This window comes from Anaerobacillus sp. (genome assembly GCF_046314235.1).
In the GTDB taxonomy this organism is placed as follows: Bacteria; Bacillota; Bacilli; order Bacillales; family Anaerobacillaceae; genus Anaerobacillus.
Genome location: NZ_JBKBWN010000015.1, coordinates 63,890 through 77,971, shown reverse-complemented (window position 1 = coordinate 77,971; position 14,082 = coordinate 63,890). Strand labels below are relative to the sequence as shown.

Genomic DNA, 14,082 nt, shown 5'->3' with positions numbered 1-14,082 from the left:
AAATGCCCTTCCCCTGCCTGTTTTGAAAGAAATACTTACAATTTAAACAGATCTATTTTCTCGGACAAACTGTCTGATAATTTCGTTAGCCCTTTGGACGATATAACTAATTTTTCGGTACTTTCCTTTTGGATATTTAGGTTTCCAGCAATCAAAGCGACTGCATCCCTATTTTTTTGGGAAAGGTTTTCAATATCTATGACAGATGAATTTACTTCTTCAATAGTAGCAGATATTTCTTCTGATGTAGCTGACAAAATATCAGCTTGGCCTGATAGTTCTCTTACTGATTGTTCAATCGTTTCAAATGACGAAACAATTTTTGAAATTACGTTAACACCTTCTGTAATGCCTATTTCATTTCTGTTAAGTGAGTCTACTGATCGCTTTGAACTTTCACTGATATCAGCAACGATATGATTAATATCCTCCGACGCTTTTCCACTTTGGGCGGCAAGATCTCTAATTTCCTTTGCAACAACAGCGAACCCCCTACCATGAACACCCGCACGAGCTGCTTCAATGCTTGCATTTAAAGATAATAAATTTGTTTGATCAGCTATTTCCTTGATGATCGTTACAAATCTGCTTATATCAGTTAGAGAAGACACTAATTCTGACACATCTAATTTAATTTGAGACGAGTTAAGCGTAATTTCATCAAATTTCTCTACACTATTTTTAATTAATTGAGTACCGGAAAAAGTCTGTTCATTCACCTTTTGAATTTCTTCTGCAAAGACGTTTACACTATTGACTATCCCACTGACGCCGCCTGCAACCTCTTCTAACGCTGTTGAACTTTCCAGTAAATTAATATGCTCCAATTCCACACTTTTATTAATTTCTTCCACGAGGATCGTAATTTCCTCTATTGAAGACAGGTTGCTCTCAGCCAACGTAAATACACCATCAGCAGAACTGTTTAAATTAGCCGATGAGCCTTGAATTACTTCGATTAAGCTCTTTGTATTATCATGCATAACCGCTAAACTTTTTGAAATATCACCAATTTCGTCATTTTTCTTTAAATACTTTTTATCTACTAACGACTGATAATCATATTTAGAGAAATCGGAAACTATCGAAGATAACTTTTTAATTGGATTTAATTTTACATGAAGATAGATCATTGTAATACTACCTACTAAAACAAGCAAAATAACGAAAATAATCGATGTAACAAATACATCTTCTGACTGTTGTTGTTTAAACTTATCAATTGGGAAACCTACAAATAATACACCTGCAACATCACCATTCACTAACTTGATCGGAAAATAACCCCCTTGGATAACTTTGCCATTTTTTAGTTTTAAATGTGATACTATGGGTTCCCCTTCAACAAAAACAGCATCTAAAATGCCTTTATCCTCTAACTCCACACCAACGAGACGAACCTCTGGAGTGTTAGGGATGTCCTCGTCTAAATCGAAGATCGTCGAAACTACACTCTCACGCTCGTTAAAAATAGATACTTCGGTCCCCGTGGCATGAACAAGATGATCAAAAAAAGCATTATCAAAGTATTTCGCTATTTCTACAAAGCCGACTAGTTGTTTATCAGCGTTATAAATTGGACCAATTGATCTTAATTCCATTCCATGTCGGTTCACAGATTGCTGCTCCAAACGCTTTCCGGTTTCCAATGCTTTACTTAAAAATGGATCTCCATTTAACTGACGACTAGTATTATTTATATAGTAGATTGTTTTCATATCAGGTGAGTAAATGGCGAAAATATTGGTTTTAAAATTCGAAGCAAAATTAAGGTGATACTGATAGGATTGCTCTTTAATTAATTCTTGGATGTCTTGAACTCCTTGCGCTGAAAGGCTTTCTTGGAGATAATTTGATGCGGCTACTGTCTCAACTAATGCTGCTAATCTTAAATTTTCTTGTTTCATAATCGTGTCAAATATTAAATAATTCTCGTCAACTCGATCAAGCATTACATGATTTGTATAATTATAACTACGATGCATAAGCGTTCCAGACACAATAGATAATGAGAGAAATAACGAAAGAAGAAAGAATAATGTCATTTTTGCCTTTAGAGAGAATTTAAACATTTTAACCTCCATAAAAATGTGATTAACAAAGTACCCAAAGCGCTTTCGGTTTTGTAGTGAATAAACCCCTTCCTAATAACCTTTGATACTATTCTAAAAAATAAATGTATGTAATAAATAACGAAAGCGCTTTCGGATATAGTTTAATTATATTAATCTTCGATGTCAATGCTGTTTTTGTAAAATTAAAGGGAGTGTTGTGCAGTTGTGACTATTTTTCACTTAGAAGAGACTGTTTAATTGAAGAATGTTATGAAGGTTCCGTGTATGTTAAGTTTAAAAATGAGGTTGCCCCCAAAGCTAAGTAACAGTCACCTTAGGCACGAGATGTAAAGTTAAACAATACTAGTCTCGTGCCTAACCTAGGTGAGCTGTCACTTACGGGACAACCTCATTTGAAATTAAACGAACTGTTTATTTCTTTCTAATCTTCGTTATCAAAGCGTAACAAGTCTCGATATATCATTTTGTCCGAGTAGTGTAAATCTAATCTAACTTTTTCGAAATACGGTTCGCAATGTGTTTTCTCCACTTCTAAACCTGTACTTTTTTGATAACACGTTTCTTTCGTATAAACGAGAGTGTCTGTGATAAAGCTGCCATCTCGAAGTAACACAAAAGAATGACGGTCAGGCGAGAATAAGTCGGAACCGAATTGGATGTCATATCTATCTTTAATTCCTACCAAATGCATAATTGTCGGCTTAACGTCAATTTGTCCACTAACGGTTTTTAGTACTTGATGATTATCGTGGCCAGGTATATGAATATACATTGGCACCCGTTGTAATTGAACTGTATCGAAAGGAGTAATTTCTTCTTTTTCTAAAAACATCGCCATTGACCGATTGTGCAATTCAGAGATCCCATAATGGTCCCCATATAGGATGAATATAGAGTTATCATATAACCCTTCTGCTTTTAATTGGTCAAAAAACAATTCCAATGCATAGTCCATATAGCGAACTGTCGTTACATAGCGATTCAACGTGCGGCTATTTGTTTGCAACTGATTAATGAATTGGTCTTCTTCAGATAGTTCAAATGGGAAATGATTTGTCAAAGTAATCAACTTTGTGTAAAAAGGTTGTGGCTGAGACTTTAAATGAGCAATCGATTGCTCGAAAAAGTCGGCGTCTTTTAATCCCCACCCAATCGAATTCTCTTCATTGACATCGTAGGATTCAATATCATAAAAACGATCGTAACCAAATGAGTTATAAATAACATCACGGTTCCAGAAGCTTTTATTATTGGCATGCATAACAGACGCATAGTAACCTTGATTTTTCAATATCTTCGGTAGCGCGTTATATTCATTTCCTGAATGAGTAAAAAATACAGCACCACTATCCTTACCGAATAAGGAATTAGCGACTAGAAATTCAGAGTCTGACGTCTTTCCTTGAGCTGTTTGGTGGTAAAAGTTCTGAAAATAATAACTTTCATCAATTAGTTTATTTAAGAAAGGTGTAATTTCTTCACCATCGACTTCTTTATTAATGACAAAACTTTGTAGAGATTCCAAAGACAAAACAATGATATTTTTATCTTTTGCTAAGCCAAATAAGCTTTCATCTGGTTTTTTATATTTAGATCTCGTATAGTTTCTAACTTCGACAATATCCGAACTACTAGCGAACGCACGCTGTGTTTTCGATTTCGTTTGGAGATATCCATCATAAACGTGATAATTAAACGTACCAATATATTTGACTAACATCTCACGATCGAATGAACGTGTTAATAATTGCGGACGTTCTATTTGGGCAATCGTTAAATTCACGAAAAATAGTACCGCCGCCAAAGCAAACATAAAACTCTTTTCAAATCTTACAAAAACTAGGCTAGGTTTCTTGGATTTTACTAAAATACTAATAAGAATAGCAATATCTACTAGTAGTATAATATCGAAGAAACTTCCTAATTCAAAGACACTGCCCTGCAAATCTTTGGCATTACTCGTTTGAAACAACAATGGCCAAGTTATGAAATCTGAAAAAAAGCGATAGTATAATAGATTAGCATAGAGTATGAACGTCGCCACCATGCTTAAAATAATTACCATGATATCTCTTAGTTTCCCTTTAAAAAACAAGCTCAATCCTAGTATAAAAACAGCTGAGCTGAGTGGGTTAATGAATAACAAAAATTCCTGCAATAGTCCATCCGTAGAAATTTTAAACCCTAGTTTATAAAGCAAGTAGGTTTTTATCCATAAAAAAAGGATAGCTACTCCCATAAACTTATATCTTGCAAATAAATCTTTCAGTTTAGTATAAAACATAGTTCCTTCTCCTTTACATATTAAACAGTAATAGTATTCTTATGTTGACAAGAAATAGAGGAACCTAATAGTTGGCCCCCCACTTGGCATTTAATGTACAACAATCTAAAATAAGATTATATTGTAACACTATTAACATCTTGTAACAATATAGTAATATTATTATAGTTCATACTGTAAAATAAATCCATTACTTTTAAAATTTGTTTACACTAAACTTTATATCAGCACGACTTTCAATAACTTTTAATTAAATCTACAAAAAAAATATTTATGATTTTTCGATTCCAAGCCTGAATGAAAATATCGGTCGACTTCTTTTGCTTCGCTGTTATCCTCTTCCTGTATAAGAAGCTCGTTCAAGAACTCAACCGAAAATATTTCACAGAAAAAGGCTGTTCCAAAAATGTCCTTTACCACTGTTATCCATTCAAAAAAACAAGGGAGTACCCCTAGCAGGTTCCCTTGTTTTTTAGATGAAACTCTCATTTTTTAGACAAAATAACTAACTTCTTTACCATTCTGATCAATATAGTCGATGACAGTCTTATTCGTTTTAAGGTCGATAAATAATGTACATGAGTTATCATCGTTTTTCCAAGAAAGTCTTACTTCATCGTTAGCTGAATCTAGAACTGTAAACTGTCCATTAAAGGCATCGTACTCGTTTCTAAACTTAATAAGCTTAAGGAGTCTTTGTACTACATCTTTTTCTAGCGATTGTTCAATTTCTTCTAGCGTATAGTTGTGACGGTTAATTTCTCGTCCATCACCAGTGGCCTTAATATTCTCTTCGTCATTCTCTCCTGCAAGTAGTCCTACATAATACACCTGAGGAACTCCTGGTGCAAAAAACTGGATTGCTCTTGCTGCTAGGTAGGCATCATCGTCGCAATTGAGCACAGAATAGTAGGTACATCTAATCTGATGAACATCAAAACCATCCTCTGCCTTATGCTCTTCTGAAAGAATTAGACTAAGATTCGAACCTCTATCTAAACAAACATCAACTATTTTTTTTGCCTCTTTCGTATCGATTAAGTCATCCATATCTGGCTTAACAGGAATGCCATCATGACAGTCAAGCATTGTAAACTGCTTTTCCGGACGGTTTTTCAAATACTCACAAAGATCAGCGCTCGTTTTATTTACTAATGTATCAAGGATTCGATAAGGCAAAATAAAATCATAGATCCAGCAGCCATAGTCTGCTAGCTTGTATTGGATAGAATAATGTGAATGAACTTCAGGAAGCAATTCAATTTCTAAAGAATCCGCCAATTCCTTAATCCAATCAAGAAACTTATATATTTCAGGTTCTACGAAAAAGCAGCTAGTTCCAAGCTTTTTAATCACATATCCTACAGCATCAAGTCTTACAATCTTTACATTTTGTTCCTTGAAGTTCATAAAAAAATCAGTGAAAAGCTGCTTTACCTTCTCTGATTTAATATCAAAGTCAATTTGCTCACTAGGATCGGTTTTTCCAAATGTCGTCCATACCTTTTCTTGCTCACCAGTTTCCTCGATCGTAAAAGTTGAATATGGTAAAGTTCTCCGTAAGAACATCTTATCAATATCTTCTTGAACAGGATTTCCATCTTCCCAGATTTTATCTAAGGTAATAAACAGATCAGCATATTCAGATTTTCGTCCTTTTTCTAGAAAATCTTGAAAATACTTAGACTTCCTCGAAATATGGTTAACCATTAAATCTAACAATACATCGAAGTTTTCACCAATTGCTTTTATATCATCCCAATCACCAAATTTAGGTTCAATTTCTAAATAGGTTAATGGAGCAAAGCCTCGGTCTCCAGATGAAGGAAATGGTGGCAGGATATGAACTCCGCCTTTAAAAATTTCTGGAAAATAGTTTAAAAGAACGTGATTAAGACTCTTCAAATCTCCACCCATTGAATCCGGATAGGTGATAAGTTGTACCTGATTTTTTACTGCCATTTTATAAACCTCCTAAATTCCATAAACTTCTTTTATCACTTCAAGCTTTGGTAAGTCTACGACTGCGCCTGTAAATTTTAACTTGTAGGCACTGACGGCAAAACCAAAGTTTAGCGCTTCTCGAATTGTATAACCTTTAACTACTGCCGCATAAAACCCTGACCAAAAAGCATCACCAGCTCCCGTCGTGTCAACTACCTCTGTTGCTAAAGTATTACATGTAATCGTCTCTGTTCCATCAGAAACAATCGCTCCATCCTTACCTAACGTCATGATGACCAGATTTGCCCCAAGCTTTAAAAACTTTTCGATTTGATTTTGGTGACTATCTTTCCCAAACAATCTTTCGGCATCATCCTCAGAAGGCTTCACAATATCAATCTTGCTAATGATAGATTTTACATATTCGATGCCAGCTTCCCCTTTTTGCCAAATCATCGGATGATAATTTGGATCAAAGCAAATTAACAGATTGTTTTCTCGTGCTACTTTTAAAACCTTCTCTATCGTGTCACGGACTGGCATCCTTGATATTGGCCAACAAGAAAAATGAGCAATTTTAGAATTGATTAGCGCCTCTTCAAGTTCTGCAGTGTAGGCTAAATGATAGTCTGCTTCTCTATAAAAGATTGGTATAGGACTATTTTTACTCTTAGTAACTAATACCATACTTGTGGCATAGTCGACCTCTTGAACGCAACGTGTATTAATATTAGCTCCATGTAAATGCTCAAGTAAAAACTTTCCTAATCCATCATTGCCAACAGCAGAGGCTACAAGAGAAGAGATCCCTAGTTTCTTAACATTCATAGCAATGTTCGCAGGTGATCCCCCAAAGAATTTTCTATACGTATCACATTCGAAATTTTCAACATAATCTGTTGATATCATGTCGATAAGAAGTTCTCCGACTGTGATAATATCGTTACTTTTATTTTGAAGATCTATTTTTCCATCTAATTTTAGCATCTCAAACCTCCAGACTTTCTTTTATTTATGTATAAGTTATCCAGGTCGTACACCAGACATCCATTGAAACTTGAATAATTAACAATAGTATATTACATCAGATTTTTTTATGTCAAACGTTTTCATACTAATTCATAAAAAAATCAAAAATAATAAACTGAAAATCCGATATCCAACTTAACAATATAACTAAAAATCCTTTAAAAACAATAAAAATTCACCCTTTCGTAGTATTTTTGATTTTTGTCACTGAGTATGGTAATGTTACCACAATATTATTGTGAGTTTACTCATTTTCATAGAATGACTTACCAACCGTAAAAACTAAATGTATAATTTTTTTATCTGAGTGAATTTCATAATTACCTTAATCAAGCTATATCAAAAAATTTGTAGTTGCGAAGGTTTTTACGTAACTACATATAGAACTTAATAGCGAAAATAATGAATTATGAAATTCATTATTCTTACTCAATCATTCTGATTGTTTTTATGGATACTTCCATCATTCTGTTTCGAGAGATTTTTTTATAATGAAAGGAGACCTACTAATGGCAAACATAAAAAACGTTGCGATCCGAGCGGGGGTTTCTGTTACAACAGTTTCACGTGTGTTAAATAGTCGAGGTTATATTAGTAAAGAAACACGAAGAAAAGTTGAAGAGGCAATGGCCGAATTGAATTATTCTCCAAATCAAATTGCTAGAGCTCTTCAAAAAAGTCAGTCACATATATTAGGTATGATTGTCCCTGATTTAAATCATCCTTTTTTCTCGGAATTGATTAAACATGTAGAGATGTCTGCAACCGAAAAACAGTATAAAATTCTTATTTGTAACTCTTTAGATCAGTCAGAAAAAGAAGCAAATTATATTAGTATGTTAAGTGAAAATAGAGTTGATGGAATTATCATGTGTAGTCACACATTAGATGTCGAAGCATATAAAAAACTACATCTACCAATTGTTACATTTGATCGAATTATTTCTAATCAATTTCCTTATGTTGCATCAGATAATTTTCGTGGTGGGGAAATAGCAACAGAACACTTAATCGCGGCAGGATGTAAACGGTTATTGCACATCTCTGGTCCATTGAACCTTGATTTGTTAGCCAATAGGCGCGCAGATGCGTTTAAACTTATATGTTTAAAGCACAATTTACCTTATACAATTATTGAGGGTTTAAATAGCAATTTAACATTTGAATATTTCACTGATTTTATTGAAAATGAGGTAGCTGGGTCTCTTAGCAATTTCGATGGGGTATTTTGTAGTAATGATATTGTCGCTTACGCCTTGTATCTTTACGCTACGGAAAATGGGATTAAAGTTCCTGAACAACTTAAAATCATCGGGTATGACTTTCACAGTTTTACAAGAATGCTAAAAACACCACAATTAACAACAATCGCTCAACCAATAAAACGATTGGGCAAAGTTTTGAGTTCTACGATTATTGATATGATTGAAAATAAGGACCAAGACACCATTAACAATACTGTTGTAGACGTTGAATTAATGAAAGGACAAACAACGTAAAACGATAGAACTCGACCGAAAGTTTTTCCACAGAAAACCGAAATGGCTGCCAAAAGCATGCAGCCACCATCTTTAATTAAAACTTGCTGGATTTCCTCTCTCTCTTGGCTGTAAAACTCTATCGAATTTTAGAGGCTCGTTCGAGAAAATCCAGCGACATAAATGATAAAATCAAGCATTTACTCGAAACGAATACTTCGTTTCAGAGAAATATTTTTGACCCTTTTTTAAAACGACAGATGGGAAATGAGGATGATTAATTGCATCAGGGACTCCTTGTGTTTCTAAGCATAAACCAAGATATTTTCTTGATTGTACATCACCTATTTTGTAGTCATCTTGCAGCTGTGTTCCCGTGTATAGAACAACACAAGGTTGATCAGTCTCGATAACGAGGCTGCGGCCACTTTCTTCATCTGAAAGAATGATCTCATTTTGCTTATTTTCACTCAATAGAAATGGATGATCATATCCTTCACCTGCTAATTGATTTTGCGGATGTGCACTAGTGGCACCATCGATTATCTTTCTACCTGTACGAAAGTCAAACGGTGTACCCTCAACCGATAATTGTTCACCAGTAGGGACTAATTCTGCATTAAGTTCAACAAATTGATTACTCTTAAGCTGCAAGCTGTGATTTAAAATATCACGTTTGGCATCTCCACTTAAGTTAAAATACGTATGGTTCGTAACATTCAATAATGTTGTTTCATCTGTCTCTGCTTCGTATTTAATGCTGAAGGCACTATCGTTTGTTATTGTATAAGTTACTTTCATTTCAACATTTCCAGGATAACCCTCTTCACCATTCGGACTTAAGCGTGTAAAAACGACCGATAATCCATCAGCTGTTTCGATTGCGGTTGAATTCCAAACAACCTTATCAAAGCCTGCCACTCCACCATGTAAATGGTTATTCCCATCATTAACTGGTAGCTGATATGTTTTACCATCTAGTTCAAACTGACCTCTTGTAATTCTGCCAGCCACTCGCCCACAGACAGCACCAAAGTATGGTGAATACTTTTGATACTCTTCTAATGTATTAAAGCCTAATACGATATTTTCAACTGTTCCATTTGCATCAGGAATGAGAATGTCTGTGATGATACAGCCATACTCTATGCATTTCATTTCAATTCCTAGTTGATTTCTTAGCGTATAAGAATAAACCTTTTGTCCATTTAGCTCTGCAAATACCTCTTTCTTAATTCCCATCGTATCCGTTTCCCCTTCCTAATTCCCATGAATGACTCCGCAGCATTTTTTATTTGGATAGCCAGTCGTATTAACTCACTTTTTTTATAGATTTAACCCTTCCTTAATAAATCTCACGAAGGCTCTTTTTCCATTTTCATCTCGCTTAAAGACACCTGCGTGTTCAAGAATGGTTGAAAAAATTGCTCCTACTTCACTCTTTAGTATTTCAGTCACATTACCGTCATTTAAATCTTGATATTTTGCTTTGAGCAGAAGGGCCCACTGTAAATGCTTAGTAATCGCTTCGGTCTCGTTGATTTCAGTTATATAGTCCTGTTTTACTAGTGCATTAGCTAATAAGTGGAGCTCACCCTTTAATCTACCAGGCAGTACCGCTAATCCCATCACTTCAATTAAACCAATGTTTTCTTTTTTAATATGATGAACCTCTGAATGCGGGTGAAAAATTCCAAGTGGATGCTCCTCATTTGTACGGTTATTTCGTAATACTAAATCAAGTTCGAAAAGCTCCCCTCGTCTTCTCGCAATCGGTGTAATTGTGTTATGGGGTGTATCACCAGAATAGGCAATTACATCAACTTCTACATCCGAGTATCGTTTCCAAGCATCAAGAATTTCGTCTGCTATATCGACTAAACTATGGCGATCCTCACTTTGCAAGCGTAGAACTGACATTGGCCAATTGACAATACCTGCTGTAACATTCGGATATTTGGAAAAAGTAAAGGTTTCCTCTATCTCTGCTTTCGCCATCGGAAAATCGTGATAGCCGCCTTGGAAATGGTCATGACTTAAAATAGAACCACCAACAATTGGTAAATCAGCATTGGAACCTAAGAAATAGTGAGGATATTGCTCAACAAACTCTAGTAACCTCAAAAATGTCATTTTTCCTATCTTCATTGGAACATGATTTTCCGAAAATAAAATCGAATGTTCATGATAGTAAACATAAGGAGAGTATTGTAAATACCATTGTTCATTTGCGAGTGTTACCGGTATAATTCGTAAATTTTGTCTTGCTGGATGGTTCAGACTCCCGGAAAACCCGACATTCTCCTTACAAAGTAAACATTTAGGATAGGAGCTTGCTTTTAAATGCTTGGCTGCAGCAATTGCTTTAGGATCCTTTTCTGGCTTTGAAAGATTAATTGTAATTTCAATATCGCCATATTCTGTTGGGCTGTACCAATGTTCGTTTTTGGCAATCCGATCAGTTCGAATATAGTGACTTTGTTTTGATAATTGATAAAAATACTCCGTTGCTTTTTTAGGATCTTGTTCAAACTTCTCACTAAATACACGAATAACCTCTGAAGGCCTAGGAACAAAACAGTTCATAATTTTCGTGTCCAATAAATCACGATATGTGATAGTATTTTCCTGTATTCGACCATTATCTGCAGCCCAATCTAGAATTTCTTCGAGAATGTCTACTGGTGACTCGAGTCTCTGGGATTCAACTTCCATACTTACCGCTTCATTAAGACTTAAAATATCTAACACTAAGTTTTTACAATAATCTTTATCCCACTGACTAATTAACCGGCTTTCAATGGCAAATTGAATTAACCTTTCGAGCTGTAGGTGTATATTTACTGACATAGCTACTCAGTCCTTTCGAAAGTTAGTTTCATTGTTTCGGGTAACCGGTTGGATTTTTCTGAAACCACTCCCAGGCACTTAGTACCATTGCCTCTAAGGTTGCATATTGTGGACGCCACCCTAATTCTATCATTGCTTTTTCTGATGAGGCAACTAGTTTCCCAGGATCACCTGCTCTTCTCGGAGCAACAACTGCTGGGATTGGATGACCTGTCACTTTCCGTACGACCTCGATCACCTCTTTAACACTAAAGCCATTTCCGTTTCCTAAGTTATAAATGGCACTCGTATGATCTTTAGTTAACTTATTTAAAGCAAGAATATGCGCATCTGCTAAATCCGTAACATGAATGTAGTCTCTAATACACGTTCCATCTTCTGTATCATAGTCATCTCCAAAAATCGAAATAGCGTCGCGTTGCCCGAGTGCAACTTGTAAAACAATTGGAATTAAATGTGTCTCTGGAGAGTGATCCTCGCCTAGTATTCCGTGCACGTGAGCCCCTGCCACATTGAAATAACGTAAAACAACATATTTAATTCCATGAGCTTCATCTGCCCACTTCAGCATTTTTTCTACAGCTAACTTTGTTTCTCCATAAGGATTCGTTGGAATTGTTGGATCCGTCTCTAAAATAGGAATGTTTTTCGGTTCACCATAAGTTGCCGCTGTTGAAGAAAAGACGATTTTCTTTACACCATATTTCTCCATTACTTTTAACAAACATAGTGTCCCATACATATTATTTTCATAATATTTTAGCGGAACAGTTACACTCTCACCGACTAGAGAATCAGCGGCGAAATGAATGACTGCATCTATTTTATATTCCTGAAATACATTTTCAAGAAACTTCTCATCACGTAAATCACCGACACATAAGGTTGCTTTTCCTAAAACAGCAGCTTTATGCCCACTTTGCAAATTGTCTACTACAACTACTTCTTCACCACGGTCAAGCAACTCTGAAACTGTATGACTCCCAATATAACCTGCACCACCACAAACTAAAATCGCCATTCCCATTTCCTCCTTGTAAATTAATAATTGGTTGTGATATTGATATCTTCTTAAAACTGCTTTGCACCATCACCGATTTGAACAACATAAAAATCTGCAGTTAACTTCGTTTTATCTTTATAAATCTTACCAACGTTTTCAATAAAATTGTCTACTTCATCGTTTTCAACAATGCTAATCGTACATCCACCAAAACCTGCCCCAGTCATTCGTGATCCAATGACGCCAGGGTGTGACCAAGCTCCTTCAACAAGTGCATCCAATTCAAATCCAGTCACTTCATAATCATCTCTTAAAGAGGTATGCGATTGATTCATTAATTGACCGAAACCAGCGATATCACCCTTTTGCAAGCGTTCGACAGCTTCAATTGTACGAGCATTTTCATAAACGGCATGCTTAGCACGTTTACGATCAACCTCATTTGTAATGGTATTTTTTAGTTCCTCAAATTGTTCAACCGTTAATTCACCTAATGATGTAATTTCAACTTTCTCTTTTAATTGGCCTAAAGCACGCTCGCACTCAAAACGACGCTCATTATACTTTGAATCTAGTAAACCTCTACGCTTATTCGTGTTTGCGATAATTAATGATGCGTTCTCTAATTTCACTGGACTATACGTATACTCTAAAGTCTGACAATCTAATAGAACTGCATGATCTTTTTTACCCATACCAATTGCAAACTGATCCATAATTCCACAACTAACACCGATAAATTCATTTTCAGCCTTTTGACTTAACTTGACCATGTCCACCATTGATACATTAAGAGCAAATAAATGTTTCAGCATCACCGATGTCACAAGCTCAAGTGAGGCAGAAGAAGAAAGACCTGACCCATTAGGAATATTTCCGTATATTAAAGCGTCAAATCCAGAGGTAACTGTTAAACCGGCTTCGTTAAACATCTTCATAACACCTTTAGGATAATTCGCCCAGTCATGCGCCTTAACAAATTCAAGCTCATTTATATTGAAGCAAATTACGCCTAGGTCTTCAAAATTTAACGAATGCATCTGAACAATATCATCTGTTCGTTTTCTAACGACCATATACGTTCCAATACTTAATGCACAAGGAAATACATGTCCACCGTTATAATCTGTATGTTCACCTATTAAATTGACTCGTCCTGGCGCAAAAAATGTTTGTAAATCTCCATCCCCTCCAAAAATACAGTTAAATTGGTCTTTTAAATTTTCTACCATACTACTAGTCTCCCTTCAAACAAATCATTGGTTAATCATTTTATTAAATTATTATCTTTAAAACTTTTTTTAGATTGTGGGCATTCGCAAAAATATCTCTTGAACAGCCACCTAAAACTTAATTAATTAATTTTATTAACTAAGTTTATTGTAGTCGTTTTTCAACGACTGTTCAAGAGAAAACGAT

General features: G+C 35.3%; 9 protein-coding genes. 1 reads left to right on the top strand and 8 read right to left on the bottom strand.

The features are described 5' to 3' along the window. Positions 1-35: 35 nt before the first annotated feature. The 4 genes from ACK4M9_RS17995 to ACK4M9_RS17980 all read right to left on the bottom strand — a co-directional run bounded on the left by ACK4M9_RS17995 (position 36) and on the right by ACK4M9_RS17980 (position 7,290). Positions 36-2,072, bottom strand: coding sequence for a methyl-accepting chemotaxis protein (locus ACK4M9_RS17995; RefSeq protein WP_409853623.1), 2,037 nt, complete (start codon positions 2,070-2,072; stop codon positions 36-38). A 424-nt stretch (positions 2,073-2,496) separates the two neighbouring features. Beyond that, complete coding sequence (locus ACK4M9_RS17990; RefSeq protein WP_409853620.1) at positions 2,497-4,359, bottom strand: LTA synthase family protein; 1,863 nt, start codon at positions 4,357-4,359, stop codon at positions 2,497-2,499. A 492-nt stretch (positions 4,360-4,851) separates the two neighbouring features. Next, positions 4,852-6,321, bottom strand: coding sequence for a sucrose phosphorylase (gtfA, locus tag ACK4M9_RS17985; RefSeq protein WP_409853617.1), 1,470 nt, complete (start codon positions 6,319-6,321; stop codon positions 4,852-4,854). A gap of 12 nt (positions 6,322-6,333) precedes the next feature. Next, positions 6,334-7,290, bottom strand: a complete 957-nt coding sequence (locus tag ACK4M9_RS17980; RefSeq protein WP_409853614.1) for a carbohydrate kinase family protein — start codon at positions 7,288-7,290, stop codon at positions 6,334-6,336. Between the two features lie 551 nt (positions 7,291-7,841). Here ACK4M9_RS17980 and ACK4M9_RS17975 point away from each other — a divergent pair. Continuing rightward, the gene (locus ACK4M9_RS17975) at positions 7,842-8,831 is read left to right on the top strand and encodes a LacI family DNA-binding transcriptional regulator (protein WP_409853610.1); all 990 of its coding nucleotides are present in this window, start codon (positions 7,842-7,844) and stop codon (positions 8,829-8,831) included. A 171-nt stretch (positions 8,832-9,002) separates the two neighbouring features. Here the strand turns inward: ACK4M9_RS17975 and ACK4M9_RS17970 are convergent, their stop codons facing one another. From ACK4M9_RS17970 to ACK4M9_RS17955, 4 genes are all read right to left on the bottom strand, one after another. Next, positions 9,003-10,052, bottom strand: a complete 1,050-nt coding sequence (locus tag ACK4M9_RS17970) for an aldose epimerase family protein (RefSeq protein WP_409853608.1) — start codon at positions 10,050-10,052, stop codon at positions 9,003-9,005. Between the two features lie 84 nt (positions 10,053-10,136). After that, on the bottom strand, positions 10,137-11,660 hold the full coding sequence (gene galT, locus ACK4M9_RS17965) for a UDP-glucose--hexose-1-phosphate uridylyltransferase (RefSeq protein ID WP_409853605.1): 1,524 nt from the start codon (positions 11,658-11,660) through the stop codon (positions 10,137-10,139). A 28-nt stretch (positions 11,661-11,688) separates the two neighbouring features. Next, a complete protein-coding gene (gene galE, locus ACK4M9_RS17960) occupies positions 11,689-12,681 on the bottom strand; it encodes a UDP-glucose 4-epimerase GalE (RefSeq protein ID WP_409853603.1) in 993 nt (330 codons plus the stop codon). Positions 12,682-12,731: 50 nt separating this feature from the next. Next, on the bottom strand, positions 12,732-13,895 hold the full coding sequence (locus ACK4M9_RS17955) for a galactokinase (RefSeq protein ID WP_409853600.1): 1,164 nt from the start codon (positions 13,893-13,895) through the stop codon (positions 12,732-12,734). Between the last annotated feature and the right edge of the window lie 187 nt (positions 13,896-14,082).